Origin of the sequence: Marichromatium gracile, assembly GCF_004343155.1 — a bacterium.
In the GTDB taxonomy this organism is placed as follows: domain Bacteria; phylum Pseudomonadota; class Gammaproteobacteria; order Chromatiales; family Chromatiaceae; genus Marichromatium; species Marichromatium gracile.
Map to the genome: position 1 here is coordinate 183,876 of NZ_SMDC01000001.1, position 15,701 is coordinate 199,576.

Here is a 15,701-nt window from a genome sequence, read left to right on the forward strand (position 1 = left end):
CCATGGCCGGAGACATCACCACCATCGCACGGCCTTATGCCGAAGCGGCCTTCGAGCGCGCGAAGGAAACCGGACAGGTCGAGGCATGGTCCGACGCACTCGGGCGGTTGGCCGCGGTGGCCGGCGACCCGCAGATGGTCGCGCTGATCGCCAACCCCAACGTGTCCCGCGAGACCATCCGCGACATCACCCTCGAAGTCTGTGGCGAGGACCTGCCGGAGGAGGTTGCCAACCTGCTCCGGTTGCTCGCCGACAACGCACGCCTGGCGGCCGTCCCCGAGATCGCCCGACTGTTCGAAGTCAGCCGCAGCGCCGACGAGGGCATGCGGCGCGTGACCGTACGCAGTGCGTTCGAGATCGACGAGGCGCAACGCGCGGCGCTCGCCACTGCACTGTCCTCGCGTCTTGGCGGGCAGGTGGAGCTCACGGTCGAGACCGACAGCGCGCTGATTGGTGGGCTGGAGATCCGTGCCGGGGACCTGGTGATCGACGACACGGTCCGCGGCAAGATCGACCGACTCGCCAACGCATTGCAATTCTGAACGGGACACCGCCATGCAACTGAATCCATCCGAGATCAGTGATCTCATCAAGCAGAAGATCGAGAAATACGATCTTCAAACCGAGGCCCGGACCGAGGGCACCATCGTCAGCCTGACCGACGGCATCGTGCGTATCCACGGCCTGTCCGACGCTCAGTACTACGAGATGCTGGAGTTCCCCGGCAACACCTACGGCCTGGCGCTGAACCTCGAGCGCGACTCGGTCGGCGCGGTGGTGCTCGGCGACTACACCAACCTCTCCGAGGGCGACTGGGTGCGCTGCACCGGGCGCGTGCTCGAGGTGCCGGTCGGTGAAGGCCTGCTCGGCCGCGTGGTCGACGCGCTCGGCAACCCGATCGACGGCAAGGGCCCGATCGAGGCCGCAGCCACCTCGCCGATCGAGAAGCAGGCCCCCGGCGTCATCGCCCGTCAGTCGGTCGATGAGCCGATGCAGACCGGTCTCAAGGCGATCGACGCCATGGTGCCGGTCGGTCGTGGCCAGCGTGAGCTGATCATCGGCGACCGCCAGACCGGTAAGACCGCGGTGGCGCTCGACGCGATCATCAACCAGAAGGACACCGGCGTTAAGTGCATCTACGTCGCGGTCGGTCAGAAGAACTCGACCATCGCGGCCCTGGTGCGCAAGCTCGAAGAGCACGGCGCGATGGATCACACCATCATCGTCTCCGCCAGCGCCTCCGACTCGGCCGCGATGCAGTTCATCGCGCCCTATGCCGGCTGCTCGATGGGTGAGTACTTCCGTGACAAGGGCGAGGACGCGCTGATCGTCTACGACGACCTCACCAAGCAGGCCTGGGCCTACCGTCAGGTGTCGCTGCTGCTGCGTCGTCCGCCGGGTCGCGAAGCCTACCCCGGTGACGTCTTCTACCTGCACTCGCGTCTGCTCGAGCGCGCCGCGCGCGTCAATCCCGACTACGTGGAGAAGGCGACCAACGGTGCCGTCAAGGGCAAGACCGGCTCGCTCACCGCGCTGCCGATCATCGAGACCCAGGCCGGTGACGTCTCGGCATTCGTTCCGACCAACGTGATCTCGATCACCGACGGTCAGATCTTCCTCGAGACCGACCTCTTCAACTCGGGTATCCGTCCGGCCATCAACGCCGGTCTGTCGGTGTCGCGAGTCGGTGGCGCGGCCCAGACCAAGGCGATCAAGAAGCTCGGCGGTGGTATCCGTCTGGCACTCGCGCAGTATCGTGAGCTGGCAGCCTTCTCGCAGTTCGCCTCCGACCTCGACGAGACCACCCGCAAGCAGCTCGAGCGCGGTGAGCGCGTCACCGAGCTGATGAAGCAGGCGCAGTACTCGCCGATGAGCGTCGGCCAGATGGCCGTCTCGCTGTTCGCCGCCAACGAGGGCTACCTCGACGACGTCGACGTCAAGAAGGTCGTCGACTTCGAGGCGGCGCTGCAGGGCTACATGAAGTCCCAGCAGGCCGAGCTGCTCAGCAAGATCGACTCGACCGGCGGCTTCAACGACGAGATCCAGCAGGGTCTGCACGCGGCGCTCAAGGATTTCAAGGCGAACAATACTTGGTAAGCGCCCGCATCCACATGCGCCCAACCGCCGCCCCGCGGCGGTTGGGCGTTGTCGAGACCTTACAACCGACCCGAATCAAACAGGCGCCGCGACCGACCTTCGAGTCGGGGATCGGGCGCTGGAAGCTGGGAGCTTGATCAAATGGCAGGCGCCAAAGAAATCCGCACCAAGATTGCGAGCATCAAGAGCACGCAGAAGATCACTTCCGCCATGGAGATGGTTGCAGCATCGAAGATGCGCAAGGCGCAGGATCGCATGTCTGCCTCCCGGCCCTACGCGGACAAGATGCTCCAGGTGATCCACCATCTGGCGCAAGCGACGCCCGAGTACCGTCATTCCTTCATGGCCACGGAACGCCCGCGCAAGCGCGTCGGTTATATCGTGGTTTCCTCCGATCGCGGCCTGTGCGGCGGCCTCAACAGCAATCTGTTCCGCCGTCTGAGTGCCGAGATCAAGGAGCAGCAGGCCGCTGGCATCGAGCCGGTCTTCTGCGCCATCGGCAGCAAGGCGCTGGGGTTCTTCAAGCGCTTCGGCGGCAAGGTGCTGGCGCAGGCGACCCATCTTGGTGACACCCCGCACATCGAGGATCTGATCGGCACCGTCAAGGTGATGCTCGACGCCTTCGAGGCTGGCGAGATCGACGCGATCCATGTCGCCAGCAACGAGTTCGTCAACACCATGACGCAGCGCCCGGAGATCCGCCAGCTGGTGCCCATCGCCCCCGCCGAGAAGCAGGAGGAGGCGTTGCCCTACCACTGGGACTATATCTACGAGCCGGATGCGCACACCGTCCTCGACGCCCTGCTCACCCGCTACATCGAGTCGCTGGTCTATCAGAGCGTGGTCGAGAACGTCGCCTGCGAGCAGGCCGCGCGAATGGTCGCGATGAAGGCCGCCTCGGACAACGCCGGCAACCTGATCGACGAACTCCAGCTCGTCTACAACAAGGCGCGCCAGGCCGCTATCACCCAGGAAATCTCCGAGATCGTGAGCGGCGCCGCGGCGGTTTGACCCACCGCCGGCTGACCCCGGCGACCCCGGCCAGGATCAGACCCAGACAGAATCGCTAGACGCCGCAAGGCAGAAGAGGAAAAGACTATGAGTTCCGGTAACGTGGTGGAAATCATCGGCGCGGTGGTGGACGTACAGTTCCCGCGCGGCGAGATGCCCAAGGTCTATGAAGCACTGAAGATCGAGTCCGTCGGCCTCACCCTCGAGGTGCAGCAGCAGCTCGGCGACGGCGTCGTCCGCACCATCGCCATGGGCTCGACCGACGGCCTGCAGCGTGGCCTCGAGGTCGCCGCCACCGGCGCCCCGATCCAGGTCCCGGTGGGCCAGAAGACCCTCGGTCGCATCATGGACGTGCTCGGCAACGCCATCGACGAGCAGGGCGACATCGGCGCCGAGGAAAGCTGGTCGATCCACCGTCCCGCGCCCAAGCTCGAGGACCAGTCGACCACCACCGAGATCCTCGAGACCGGCATCAAGGTCGTCGACCTGATCATGCCGATCGCCAAGGGCGGCAAGGTCGGCCTGTTCGGCGGCGCCGGCGTCGGCAAGACCGTCACCCTGATGGAGCTCATCCGTAACATCGCCGCCGAGCACTCCGGCTTCTCGGTGTTCGCTGGTGTCGGCGAGCGTACCCGTGAGGGTAACGACTTCTATCACGAGATGAAGGAGTCGAACGTCCTCGACAAGGTGGCCCTGGTCTACGGCCAGATGAACGAGCCGCCCGGCAACCGTCTGCGCGTCGCCCTGACCGGCCTGACCATGGCCGAGTACTTCCGCGACGAAGGCCGTGACGTGCTGCTGTTCGTCGACAACATCTACCGTTACACCCTCGCCGGTACCGAGGTCTCGGCACTGCTCGGGCGCATGCCCTCGGCGGTGGGTTATCAGCCGACCCTGGCCTCGGAGATGGGCGCCCTGCAGGAGCGCATCACCTCCACCAAGACCGGCTCGATCACCTCCTTCCAGGCCGTCTACGTGCCTGCCGACGACCTCACCGACCCGTCGCCGGCGACCACCTTCGCGCACCTCGACGCCACCCTGGTGCTGTCGCGTCAGATCGCCGAGCTGGGCATCTACCCCGCCGTCGACCCGCTCGACTCGACCAGCCGTATCCTCGACCCCAACGTCGTCGGCCAGGAGCACTACGAGACCGCGCGTGCGGTGCAGGGCACCCTGCAGCGCTACAAGGAGCTCAAGGACATCATCGCCATCCTCGGCATGGACGAGCTCTCCGACGAGGACAAGCTGACCGTGGCCCGCGCCCGTAAGATCCAGCGCTTCCTGTCGCAGCCGTTCTTCGTCGCCGAGGTCTTCACCGGCGCGCCCGGCAAGTTCGTCTCGGTCAAGGACACCATCGCCGGCTTCAAGGCCATCGTCAACGGCGAGTACGACCACCTGCCCGAGCAGGCCTTCTACATGGTCGGCAGCATCGAGGAAGCGGTGGCCAAGGCCGAAAAGATGGCCAACTAACGGAGACCACCCATGGCAATGACGATCCACGTCGATATCGTGAGCGCAGAGGGCGCCATCCACTCCGGGCAGGCGACCATGGTGTACGCCAGCGCGGAAGTGGGTGAGGTGGGCATCGCGCCCCGCCACACCGCCTTCATCAGCCGTCTCAAGCCCGGCGACGTCCGAGTGGAGAACGAGCAGGGCGAGCAGGAGCACTTCTACGTCTCCGGCGGCATGCTCGAGGTCCAGCCGAACGTGGTCACGGTCCTTGCCGACACCGCGGTCCGGGCCGCGAACCTCGACGAGGCGGCGGCCCAGGACGCCAAGCGTCGCGCCGAGGAGGCACTGGCCGGACAACAGGCCGGGTTCGAGTACGCCAAGGCCCAGGCCGAGCTGGCCGAGGCGATCGCCCAGCTGCGTGCGATCGAGAAGCTGCGCAAGACCAAGCGCGGCTGATTCGCTCGCGCCACGTCCGGCGCGCTGCACGAGGAAAACGCCCCGTCCGCAAGGTCGGGGCGTTTTTTTATCGGCCAAGGGGCCTTATTCTCGCCAACGGTGCGCTTGACGCTGACGAAACGCCCGGCGCATGCTCCCTGCGAGCCATATGGCGATGACACCCAAAGACGACGCGCACACAGCAGTGCTCGCGACACGTGCCCCAGACGGCTAGGATAGCCACCGAGCGCGATGCCCGTGACCGCTCCCGGCGGAGCATCCTCTCCAGGGATGATGGGCGTCTCTCCCTATCGACAACTCCAGCAAGGATCACTCAGGCATGAAGTTAGGCGTCGTGATACTGGCCGCCGGGCTCGGCAAGCGGATGCGTTCGAGACTCCCCAAGGTCCTCCATCCACTGGCCGGCAAGCCACTGCTCGCGCACGTCCTCGAGGCGGCGGAGACGATCGAGCCGACACGAATCGTGGTCGTTCACGGCCATGCCGGCGATCAGGTGCGTGCGGCCCTCGATGGCCATTCCTGCACCTGGGTCGAGCAGACCGAGCAGCGCGGCACCGCGCACGCAGTGATGCAGGCGATGCCCGCACTCGCCGATCTCGACCGCGTGCTGGTGCTCTATGGCGATGTGCCGCTGATCTCGCCGGCCACCCTCGAGCGACTGATCGCCGCGGCCGACGGCAGCCCGCTGGCGCTGCTCACCGCCGAACTCCCCGACCCCACCGGCTATGGCCGAATCCTGCGCGATGCCGAGGGACGCATCGAGCGCATCGTCGAGGAGCGCGACGCCGACGAACAGCAGCGCCGCATCCGCGAGTCGAACACCGGCTTCCTGATCGCCGATCGCGCCCGTCTCGACGACTGGCTCTCGCGCATCGACGACGACAACGCCCAGGGCGAGTACTACCTCACCGACGTCACCGCACTGGCCGCGGCCGACGGCGTGGACGTGGCCAGTGCCCGTCCCGACAGCCTCACCGAGGTCTCCGGGGTCAACGACCGCGTCCAGCTCGCCGCGCTCGAACGCGCCTGGCAGCGCCAGCAGGCCGAGCGACTGATGCGCGCCGGCGTCACCCTGCAGGACCCGGCGCGCTTCGACCTGCGCGGCCGGCTCACCGCCGCGAGCGACTGCACCATCGACGTCAATGTCGTCATCGAGGGTGAGGTCGAGATCGCCGCGGGGGTCCACATCGGCCCCAACTGCGTGCTGCGCGACTGCACCATCGGCGCCAACACCGAGATCCTCGCCAACTGCGTGATCGAGGGCGCCCGGGTCGGCGCCGACGCCCGCATCGGTCCCTTCGCGCGGCTGCGTCCGGGCAGCGAACTGGGCGATGCCACCCATGTCGGCAACTTCGTCGAGACCAAGAACACCCGCCTCGGCGCCGGCAGCAAGGCCAATCATCTGACCTATCTGGGGGACGCCACCATCGGCGCCGGGGTCAACATCGGCGCCGGCACCATCACCTGCAATTACGACGGCGCCAACAAGTCGCGTACCGAGATCGGTGACCGCGCCTTCATCGGCTCGAACAGCGCGCTGGTGGCGCCGGTGAGCATCGGCGAGGGGGCCACCATCGGCGCCGGATCGGTGATCACCCGTACCGCGCCGGCCGAGCAGCTCACCCTCTCGCGTGCCCGCCAGCACAGCGTCAACGGCTGGCAGCGCCCCCAGAAACAGCCGAAACCCTAAGGAGTTCCAGTCTATGTGCGGCATCGTCGGCGCCATCGCCCAACGCCCGGTCGCGGCCATCCTGCTCGAGGGGCTGAAGCGACTCGAATACCGCGGCTACGACTCCGCGGGTATCGCCATCCTCGAGGGCCCGGGGCAGCTCAACCGCTCCCGCACCCTCGGCAAGGTCGCGCGTCTCGCCGAGGAGGTCGACGCACACCCACTGCCCGGGCTGCTCGGCATCGCCCACACCCGCTGGGCGACCCACGGCGAACCGGCCGCCCACAACGCCCACCCGCACGTCTGTCGCGACCGCTGCGCGATCGTGCACAACGGCATCATCGAGAACCACGAGCAGCTGCGCGCCGCCCAGCGCGAGGCCGGTCACCGCTTCACCTCCGAGACCGACACCGAGGTGGTGGTGCATGCGATCTATGACCAGCTCGCCGCCGGTCACGGACTGCTCGAAGCGGTGCGCAACACCACCGCCGAGCTGCAGGGCGCCTATGCCCTGGGGGTGATCGACACCCAGGACCCCGAGCGCCTGATCGCCGCGCGCGAGGGCAGCCCGCTGGTGATCGGGATCGGCTTCGGCGAGCACTTCATCGCCTCGGACGTGTTCGCCCTGCTGCCGGTCACCCACCGCTTCATCTTCCTCGAGGAAGGGGATATCGCCGAGCTCACCCGCGAGCGGGTGCGCATCTGGGACCGCGACGGGCGCGAGGTCGAGCGTCCGATCAAGACCTCCAGCCTGGCGCTCGACGCCGCCGAGCGCGGCGAGTACCGCCACTACATGCTCAAGGAGATCTTCGAGCAACCACAGGCGATCGCCGATACCCTCGACGACCGTCTCAGCGGCAACCGACTGCGCCCCGAGTGCTTCGGCAACGAGGCCGAGGCGCTGTTCACCGAGATCAAGGCGGTCACCATCGTCGCCTGCGGCACCAGCTATCATGCCGCGCAGGTCGCCCGCTACTGGATCGAGGCCCTCGCCGGGCTGCCGTGCAGCGTCGAGGTCGCCAGCGAGTACCGCTACCGCCAGCATGTGGTCCCCGAACAGGCGCTGTTCGTCACCCTCTCGCAGTCGGGCGAGACCGCCGATACCCTGGCCGCGCTGCGCCAGGCCAGGCAGAGCGGCTATCGCGCCACCCTGGCGATCTGCAACGTCCCCGAGAGTTCGCTGGTGCGCGAGTCCGATCTGGTGCTGCTCACCCATGCCGGTCCAGAGATCGGGGTGGCCTCGACCAAGGCCTTCACCACCCAGCTCGTCGCCCTGCTGTTGCTGACCCTGGCGCTCGGGCGCGGACGTGGCATCGACGAGGCCGAGGAGGCACGGCTGGTCGGGCTGTTGCGCTCGCTGCCGCTCAAGATCGAGGAGGTGCTGCGACTCGACGAGCAGATCGCGATGCTCGCCGAGTCCTTCGTCGACAAGCACCACACCCTCTTCCTCGGGCGCGGCGAACAGTACCCGATCGCCATGGAGGGCGCGCTCAAGCTCAAGGAGATCTCCTATATCCATGCCGAGGCCTACCCCGCCGGCGAACTCAAGCACGGCCCACTGGCGCTGATCGACGAGCAGATGCCGGTGGTCGCGGTGGCGCCCAACAACGCCCTGCTCGAGAAGCTCAAGTCCAACCTCGAGGAGGTCCGGGCGCGCGGCGGCCAGCTCTATGTCTTCGCCGACTTCCAGGTCCCGCTCGACGAGACCGATGGGGTTAATGTCATCCGTCTGCCCGAGACCGACGACCTGCTCGACCCGCTGGTCTTCACCATCCCGCTGCAGTTGCTCGCCTATCATGTCGCCGTGCTCAAGGGCACCGACGTCGATCAACCGCGCAACCTGGCCAAGTCGGTGACCGTCGAGTAGACATGTCCCCTTCGCCGCTGTGATCGAGTTGACAGCGGCAAGATCACGTCGGCATATACTCTGCGTAAGAAGGAACAGACCCGGGAGGAGGGGACCGGGTCTGCAGGCCGCGAACTTGAGCCACAGCCGACCGCCTTATCGTCCCCGTCGCTCGGGCGCGCGCGACCGGACGCGCTGCGCCGTCCCTGCCTTCTGGAACCAACCATGGCCGACAGATCCTCATCGAACGTCGTCCCGCTCGCCGGTCGCGGCCTCCCGCCAGAGGCCCCGGCATCGGCCGATCCAGCCACCCTGCTCGCGGCCTGTCGCGACCGCCTCGCGCACGGTCTCGCCACCGTCTTCGCCCAGCATCTCGACAGCGCCAACGACGACTTCCTCGGCATGGCCGATCGCGCCACCAGCCTCGAGCAGCAACAACTCTATTTCGCCGCCATGGACTTCCTCACCGGCCATGGCCAGCTGCTGCTGCAACAGTTCCGCAGCACCTATGTCGCGCAGTTCGAAGCGGCGGTCGCGGCCCTGCGCGGCACCACCGTGGAAGGCGGGCGCGCGAGCCAGGAGCCGCGCGAGCTGAGCCTGATCGACACCGACGACTTCGAGCGCGACCTGGCAATCGCCAAGCTCTCGGCCCGCGCCGCGTGCAACTGCGCGCAGCAGCTCACCGCGCTCGATCGACGCTTTGCCGCACTGCTGCAACTCTCGCGTATCGCTCAGGACGACAACCCGCTGCATCCGCGCGCGCTCTTCACCACGATGCTCGACGCGCTCGGCGCACTCGACGTCGGCGAACAGCTCGGACTGATCCTGCTGCAGGAGTTCGAGCGCCAGACCTCGGCCGAGCTGCCGGGCATCTATGCCGACCTCAACCGCTTTCTCGCCGAGGCCGGCATCCTCCCCAACATCCCGCTCGCCGGCCCCCAGCGCGCACTACGCAGCCAACCACTCGACGCCGCTGACGCTCACCCACCGCTCGATGAGCACCGGCAGACGGCCGCATCGGCGCCGCACCAGGGCGAGCACGGCAACAGCGACGTCTTCGAACAGCTCGCCCAGGCGCTGCAGGCAGCCGCCACCCAGCGCCCAGCGGCCACCGGCCAGTTCCACCAGGGCATGCCACCGACGCCCCGGGCGGCACCATCACAACCGCGCCAGCAGACGCTCGACATCGCCGAGCTGATCCAGGCCCTCACCGGGCTGCAACGCGGCGGCGGCGACGTCCGTCAGCTGCCGGGACTCGGCGCATCCCCCATCGACCCGGCGCAGAACGACGCACTGCAACGAATCCGCGCCACCCCAATGGCCGACTGGTCGCACCCGGTCGACGCGCTCACCATCGACATCGTCTCGATGCTGTTCGACGCCATGTTCAAGGACCCCGAACTCTCGGCGGCGATCCGCGCCGAGCTGGCCAAGCTGCAGATCCCGGTGCTCAAGGTCGCGCTGATCGACAAGCACTTCTTCTCCGAGCGACGCCACCCCGCACGCCGACTGCTCGATCTCATCGCCAGCTCCGGCCTCGGCCGCAGCGAGGAGGACGAACCGCGTCTGATCGAGCGGATCCGTGCCATCGTCGATGGCGTGGTCGATGGCTTCGATGACGACGTCGAGGTCTTCGCCCGCCAGCTCCAGGCGTTCGAGCAATTCCTCGACGAGGAAGAGACGCGGGCCCGTGGCAAGGCGAGCAAGGTGCTCGGCGAGCTGGCCCGACGCGATCGGCGCGAGGTCGCCGAGCGACGTGTCGAGGCCGTCATCACCGAGCACGCCCACCCGGAGGCCCCGGCACTGATCAGCGGCTTCGTCGGCGAGCATTGGCGACAGGTGTTGGTCGACGTGTTCATCGACACCGGCGAGGACGGCGAGGACTGGCGGGAAGCGGTGCAGCTGATGGACGACCTGCTGTGGTCGGTCGAGCCCAAGCTCACCCAGGAGGAGCGCGACCGTCTGCTCACCCTGCTCCCGGACCTCATCACCCGGCTGCGCAAGGGGCTCGAGCGTATCGACCAGGAGACCTCCTGGGACAGCTTCTTCGGTCAGCTGATCCGGCTGCACATGGCGGCCCTGCATCGCGAGGGCGTGAACGACTCGCCGCCAGCGCAGGACAACGTCGAGGACACGACCACCGCCCCGGCATCGGCATCGGCATCGGCATCGGCATCGGCATCGGCATCGGCATCGGCATCGGCATCGGCATCCGATGATGCCGACGACGCAGAGACCGATCACCATCTGCGTCTCGCGCGCGCCCTCGAGGTCGGCGCCTGGGTCGAGTTCAAGAGCGTGCGCGGGACCCGCAAGACGCTGCGACTGAGTTGGGTCAGTGAGTATCGTGGCGTCTATCTGTTCACCAACCGTCAGGGTGACAACGCCCTCACGCTCGCCACCACCAGCCTCGCCAATCATCTGCGCCAGGGCAGCGCCCGACTGCTCAGCCAGGACCCGCTCACCGAGCGTGCGGTCAGTCAGGTCCTGGAGCGCCGTACCGACCCCGAAACCTGACCCGGACCACGACGCCGTCGTCGCGCCTCACCGACGACGGCACGGCCGCCGCTACCGCCAGTCGCACCCGATCAGACGACCGACGAGTCGGGGGGGCGAGGCCCCTCCCGATCCCCGCCCCGAACCATCCGCACCAACCCCTCGATCTCCTCATCGAGCCGGAGCCGGGCACGGAATCCCAGCTCGCGCTCGAGCGTGGCCGAGGAGAACCAGGCATCGCCGACGAGCTTGTCGAGCCCTTCCAGGGTCAGGGGCATGCGCCGACCGAGCAGACGCTCGCCGAGCGTGCCGACCCCGGCGGCGGCGCGCAGCGCCCACAGCGGCACCGTCCAGCGCGGCACCGGACGGTCGAGCGCGCGACAGATGCGCTCGTAGATCCAGCGCGTGGAATAGGCACCGCCATCGGTCACGCAATAGGTGCGCCCGGCGCTCGCCGGGTGGGCGACGGCGAGCAGCACCGCAGCCACCGCATCCTCGACGTGCACCGCCGAGCGGTGGTTGTCGATCCGTGGCCAGGGCGGGAAGCGATGGGCGGCGACGGCGGCGATCATCCGCGCCAGATTGCCCTCCCCCGCCAACCCGTAGACCATCGGCAGGCGCAACACGCAGCCGGGGATGCCGAGCGCCGCGGCGCTCGCCAGCAACTCGCCCTCGGCGACCAGCTTGGCGCGACCATAGCCGGTCTCGGGCGCGGGTTCGACCTCGTCGGGGCCGGCCGGATGGCCGCGCGCCCCGGTCGCATCCCCCATCGCCTTGACCGTGCTGAGATAGAGCATCCGCCGCAGCGACCCGGCGCTGCGCGCCTCGGCCATCAGTGCGCGCGTGCCCTCGGCGGTCACCGTCCAGTGTCCCGGGGCCTCGTAGATGTCGGGCTCGTCGGCCGCCGGGGCATAGCTGGCGAGATGGATCAGGGTCTCGACCCCGGCACAGACCCCGGCGAGGGTCTCGGGACGGGCGAGATCGGCGCGACGCGTCTCCACCCCCCGCCCCGGCCACAGCCGCTCGACCACCGCCGGTGCGCGGCTGACCACCGCCACCCGCTGACCGTGCGCGAGCAGCGCCTCGACCAGCACCCGACCGACTCGGCCGGTAGCGCCGGTGACCAGCACCAGTCCGAGTGCATCCGCGCGCAGACTCATGTCGCCCGCCCCCGTCGCAGCCACTGACGCGCGACCAGCAGCCCCAGGTGCAGACGGATACCGAGGATCACCAGCCAGCTGAACGGACGCGGATAGCGCCGGTACTGGAACTTGCGATAGAAGCGCTCCATGCCGCGATGCTTGTGGCGCTCGACGGCCAGCGGATCACCACCGCTGCAGGCGCCCTTGTGATGCACCACCTCGACCCCGGGCACCAGCAGCACCCGCCAGCCGGCCTCAGCAAAGCGCACGAACCAGTCGAGGTCCTCGCAGTGCAGGAAATAACCCTCGTCGAGCGGGCCGACCTGCTCGAGCGCGGCGCGGCGCACGAACATGAACGAGCCCGAGGTCGCCTCGACCGTCACCGGCTCGCGCGGCGGCGGCAGATGACGCTGATCGAGTCCGGCGCCACCGAGCCGCTCCAGTCCGAGCAGACGGCGCAGCGCGATCCAGGGATCGGGGATGGCGCGCCGACAGGCGACCTGCTCGGCGCCGTCCGGATCGCGCACCATGCACCCGGCGATCCCCGCCTCGGGATGGGCCTCGAGCGCCTCGACCATACGCCCGAGGGTATCGGGGGCGACGATGCAGTCGGGGTTGAGGAACAGCAGCCAGGGCGCGCCGGCCAGCGGCAGCGCGCGGTTGTTGCCCGCAGCGAAGCCGAGGTTGGCGCCGTTCTCGACGATCCGCAGCCGCGCATCGGCACCGACCCGCGCGCGCAACCGGGTGAGGCTGTCGTCGACCGAGCCGTTGTCGCTGACGATCACCTCGACGGCGAGCGTCGAGCCGAGCACCGCCGTCACGCACTCGGCGAGCAACGCTCCAGCGTTGTAGTTGACGACGATGACGCTGACCAGCGGCGTGGCGCTCATCGGCTCACCTCCTCGTCGAGCGCGACCCGCACCGCGCGCTCGGCGGCGGCGAAACCGAAGTGGCGCTCCATCACCGCCAGCCCGCCGTCGGAAAGGCGCTGCCAGAGCGCGTCGTCGACACAGACCCGGGCGATGGCGTCAGCCAGCGCGCGGGCGTCCTCGCCGAGCAGCACCGACTCGCCGTCGACCAGATGCATGCCCTCGGCGGCCACCGCGGTGGCCACCACCGGCAGCCCGTGGGCGAGGCTCTGATTGATCTTGCCCTTGACCCCGGCGCCGTAGCGCAGCGGCGCCACCGACGCCCGCGAGCTGGCGAACAGTGGCGCGACATCGGGGACATAGCCGAGGATCTCGATGTCCGGCGCGGCGAGTGCGCGCACCTCCGGCGGCGGCTCGGCGCCGACCACCCGCAGCACCACCCCGGGCAGGCGCTCGCGCAGCAGCGGCATCAGCTCGCGACCGAGGAAGAGCACCGCATCGGTGTTCGGCGGATGGGCGAAGGCGCCGATGAACAGCAGACCGTGACGCTCGGCGGCGGGACGCGCCGAGCCGAAGAGACGATGGATGTTGGAGACCAGATGCACCTCGACATCGGGCGCCTCGGTGGCAAGCAGCGCGCGCTCGGCCTCGCTCACCACCCAGGTCTGGTCGGCGCGGCGCATCAGCGCCAGCTCCTGATCGCGACGCCGCGCGGCGATCCGGCGGGTGGCCGCGTCGCCGCGCAACTCGGCGAGCCGACGCTCGCGCAGGAAGTGCAGATCGACGGTGTCGAAGACGATCCGCGCCCGCGCGCAGTGACGCCGCGCGGCCTCCATCAGCGCCGCGGCGGCATCGGCGCGGCTGAGCACCACCAGATCGTAGCGCGCGCCTTGGGTGGCCAGATGACGCGCGACCGAGGGCACGTGCGGACGATAGAGCACCTCCACCCCGCGCTGCTGGAGCGCGCCGACATAGGGCTCGGGCGCCTCCAGGTTGGCCGCGGCAAAGGTCACCTGATAGCCGAGCCCGCGCAGGATGGCGAACAGGTTGACCATGCGCAGCGAGCCCGACTCGCGGTCCGGCGTCACCATGTAGTTGTCGACCACCAGGGCACGGCGCGCCAGGGCGCGGTCCTTGACCCGGTCGAGCGCCGCGTCGCGCGCGCCGAACCCGGCGAGCGTCTCGCCCCAGCGCGCGCGGAAGGTCTCGGCGTGGATGCGCTGATAGCGCTTGAGCCCGGTGCTCGCCTCGGGGTCGCGCCCGGCGCTCACCCCCTCGAAGTGCACCACCCAGGCCGCCGGCTGGTAGTAGACCCGGAGCCCGGCGGCGCGCACCCGCATCGCCAGATCGGTGTCCTCGTAATAGGCCGGGGCGAAGGTGCGGTCGAAACCGTCGAGACGCTCGAACAGCGCGCGCGGGATCGCCAGCGCCGCGCCCGAGCAGTAGTCGACGGGGCGCACATAGCCGTACTCGGGACGATGCGGATCGTCGAGATGACCATGGTTCCACGCCGAGCCGTCGGCGAAGAGGATGCCGCCGGCCTCCTGCTGACGACCGTCGGGATAGACCAGCCGGGCACCGACCATGCCCGCGTCCGGATAGTCATCGAAGGTCGCCAGCAGGGCGTCGAGCCAGCCCGACTGCACCTGGGTGTCGTTGTTGAGGAACACCAGCAGCTCGCCGCGCGCGGCCTCGGCGCCACGGTTGCAGGTACCGACGAAACCGAGGTTCTCGGGGTTGCGGATCAGCCGCACCCCGGGATAGGCGGCGAGCCGCGCGGCGCTGTCGTCGGGCGAGCAATCGTCGACCACCACCACCTCGAAGCGCGCCGTGTCGCCGCAGCGCGCGAGCGCGGCCAGACAATGATGGGTGTAGCCGAACTGACCGTGGATCGGGATCACCACCGACACCCGTGGGTGCTCGGGCGCGGGCAGCGCGATCGGCTCGAAGGGTTCGTCGAAGGCGAGCAGGACGGGTGGATCGGGGATGCGCAGCGGCGTGGTGCCCAGCCGCCGCGCGAGCTTGCGCGCGAGCACCCGGGGGCCTTCGGTACGCAGCACGTGCAGCGCGCGCGGACCGTAGCGACGAACCAGATCGAGCAGGCGGATAAGCCCCTGCGGCATCGCCATGGTCGCCATCACCAGGCCAGCGCCGCGCGGGCGAGCGCGTCGAGCAACTCGGCGACCTCGCGCATCACCGGGCTTGCGGCCTGCAGCTCGGCGGGGACCGCGCGATAGGCGGCATGGACGGTGGCGGGGTCGCCCGGCAGGGTATAGAGACTGACCACGAAGGGGCAGTTGACGATCCGCGTCGGGTCCTCGCGCATCATCTCGCGCGAGAGCACGGCGCTGCAGAACTCGACCGAGCGCGCCTCACCGTAGACCGGCTCGGTGAAACCGAGGTCCGCGCCAGTGCGGGCGAACATCTCGCCCAGATCGAGGACGTTGTTGATATAGAGACCGCGTTCGAGGATCGCCGCCTGCAGCCCGTCGAGCGCGGCCTCGAGGCTGGTCTCGGCCTGGTGGACGACGGCGCCGCCCGCGGCCAGCGGCGAAGACAGTGGGGCGCAGAGCAGCGCCAGCGCGCAGAGCGCGCGAGTGATCCGTGACATCGGACGCGACCTCCGGTCGATGAAGCCCAGTTGACGAGCCGCATCTTAGCAG

At 68.7% G+C, this 15,701-nt stretch carries 12 protein-coding genes; 8 read left to right on the forward strand and 4 right to left on the reverse strand.

Features of this window, described 5'->3' with window-relative positions; genetic code table 11:
- The first annotated feature begins 2 nt into the window (after positions 1-2).
- The 8 genes from EDC29_RS00835 (at position 3) to EDC29_RS00870 (ending at position 11,048) form a co-directional block, all read left to right on the forward strand.
- On the forward strand, positions 3-542 hold the full coding sequence (locus tag EDC29_RS00835) for a F0F1 ATP synthase subunit delta (protein WP_062272110.1): 540 nt from the start codon (positions 3-5) through the stop codon (positions 540-542).
- 13 nt (positions 543-555) lie between these two features.
- The gene (gene atpA, locus EDC29_RS00840) at positions 556-2,097 is read left to right on the forward strand and encodes a F0F1 ATP synthase subunit alpha (protein WP_123139191.1); all 1,542 of its coding nucleotides are present in this window, start codon (positions 556-558) and stop codon (positions 2,095-2,097) included.
- A gap of 141 nt (positions 2,098-2,238) precedes the next feature.
- Positions 2,239-3,108 (forward strand): F0F1 ATP synthase subunit gamma, encoded by an 870-nt coding sequence (atpG, locus tag EDC29_RS00845; protein ID WP_123139190.1) that lies wholly within the window; start codon positions 2,239-2,241, stop codon positions 3,106-3,108.
- 87 nt (positions 3,109-3,195) lie between these two features.
- Entirely contained in the window at positions 3,196-4,578 is a 1,383-nt protein-coding gene (atpD, locus tag EDC29_RS00850; protein ID WP_062272116.1) for a F0F1 ATP synthase subunit beta, read from the forward strand.
- A gap of 12 nt (positions 4,579-4,590) precedes the next feature.
- Positions 4,591-5,016, forward strand: coding sequence for a F0F1 ATP synthase subunit epsilon (locus EDC29_RS00855; RefSeq protein ID WP_123139189.1), 426 nt, complete (start codon positions 4,591-4,593; stop codon positions 5,014-5,016).
- A 319-nt stretch (positions 5,017-5,335) separates the two neighbouring features.
- Complete coding sequence (gene glmU / locus EDC29_RS00860) at positions 5,336-6,706, forward strand: bifunctional UDP-N-acetylglucosamine diphosphorylase/glucosamine-1-phosphate N-acetyltransferase GlmU (RefSeq protein ID WP_123139188.1); 1,371 nt, start codon at positions 5,336-5,338, stop codon at positions 6,704-6,706.
- A 13-nt stretch (positions 6,707-6,719) separates the two neighbouring features.
- Entirely contained in the window at positions 6,720-8,552 is a 1,833-nt protein-coding gene (gene glmS / locus EDC29_RS00865) for a glutamine--fructose-6-phosphate transaminase (isomerizing) (protein ID WP_132228181.1), read from the forward strand.
- Between the two features lie 204 nt (positions 8,553-8,756).
- Complete coding sequence (locus tag EDC29_RS00870; protein ID WP_132228183.1) at positions 8,757-11,048, forward strand: DUF1631 domain-containing protein; 2,292 nt, start codon at positions 8,757-8,759, stop codon at positions 11,046-11,048.
- A 71-nt stretch (positions 11,049-11,119) separates the two neighbouring features.
- Here the strand turns inward: EDC29_RS00870 and EDC29_RS00875 are convergent, their stop codons facing one another.
- The 4 genes from EDC29_RS00875 to EDC29_RS00890 are packed head-to-tail and all read right to left on the reverse strand — an operon-like array spanning position 11,120 to position 15,649.
- Complete coding sequence (locus tag EDC29_RS00875; protein WP_123142713.1) at positions 11,120-12,187, reverse strand: NAD-dependent epimerase/dehydratase family protein; 1,068 nt, start codon at positions 12,185-12,187, stop codon at positions 11,120-11,122.
- Positions 12,184-13,059: a glycosyltransferase family 2 protein gene (locus tag EDC29_RS00880; protein ID WP_132228185.1), complete on the reverse strand. Its 876-nt coding sequence runs from the start codon at positions 13,057-13,059 to the stop codon at positions 12,184-12,186. The genes EDC29_RS00875 and EDC29_RS00880 overlap by 4 nt, the downstream gene beginning before the upstream one ends.
- Entirely contained in the window at positions 13,056-15,167 is a 2,112-nt protein-coding gene (locus EDC29_RS00885; RefSeq protein WP_243695627.1) for a glycosyltransferase, read from the reverse strand. Before EDC29_RS00885 ends, EDC29_RS00880 begins: the two co-directional genes overlap by 4 nt.
- An 8-nt stretch (positions 15,168-15,175) precedes the next feature.
- A complete protein-coding gene (locus EDC29_RS00890) occupies positions 15,176-15,649 on the reverse strand; it encodes a DUF302 domain-containing protein (RefSeq protein ID WP_123142710.1) in 474 nt (157 codons plus the stop codon).
- Positions 15,650-15,701: the final 52 nt, after the last annotated feature.

What these genes read in the sequence shown, in the direction of transcription:
- EDC29_RS00835 (WP_062272110.1), top strand. Translation starts at nt 3, where the DNA reads ATGGCCGGAGACATCACCACCATCGCACGGCCTTATGCCGAAGCGGCC.
- atpA (WP_123139191.1), top strand. Translation starts at nt 556, where the DNA reads ATGCAACTGAATCCATCCGAGATCAGTGATCTCATCAAGCAGAAGATC.
- atpG (WP_123139190.1), top strand. Translation starts at nt 2,239, where the DNA reads ATGGCAGGCGCCAAAGAAATCCGCACCAAGATTGCGAGCATCAAGAGC.
- atpD (WP_062272116.1), top strand. Translation starts at nt 3,196, where the DNA reads ATGAGTTCCGGTAACGTGGTGGAAATCATCGGCGCGGTGGTGGACGTA.
- EDC29_RS00855 (WP_123139189.1), top strand. Translation starts at nt 4,591, where the DNA reads ATGGCAATGACGATCCACGTCGATATCGTGAGCGCAGAGGGCGCCATC.
- glmU (WP_123139188.1), top strand. Translation starts at nt 5,336, where the DNA reads ATGAAGTTAGGCGTCGTGATACTGGCCGCCGGGCTCGGCAAGCGGATG.
- glmS (WP_132228181.1), top strand. Translation starts at nt 6,720, where the DNA reads ATGTGCGGCATCGTCGGCGCCATCGCCCAACGCCCGGTCGCGGCCATC.
- EDC29_RS00870 (WP_132228183.1), top strand. Translation starts at nt 8,757, where the DNA reads ATGGCCGACAGATCCTCATCGAACGTCGTCCCGCTCGCCGGTCGCGGC.
- EDC29_RS00875 (WP_123142713.1), bottom strand. Translation starts at nt 12,187, where the DNA reads ATGAGTCTGCGCGCGGATGCACTCGGACTGGTGCTGGTCACCGGCGCT.
- EDC29_RS00880 (WP_132228185.1), bottom strand. Translation starts at nt 13,059, where the DNA reads ATGAGCGCCACGCCGCTGGTCAGCGTCATCGTCGTCAACTACAACGCT.
- EDC29_RS00885 (WP_243695627.1), bottom strand. Translation starts at nt 15,167, where the DNA reads ATGGCGATGCCGCAGGGGCTTATCCGCCTGCTCGATCTGGTTCGTCGC.
- EDC29_RS00890 (WP_123142710.1), bottom strand. Translation starts at nt 15,649, where the DNA reads ATGTCACGGATCACTCGCGCGCTCTGCGCGCTGGCGCTGCTCTGCGCC.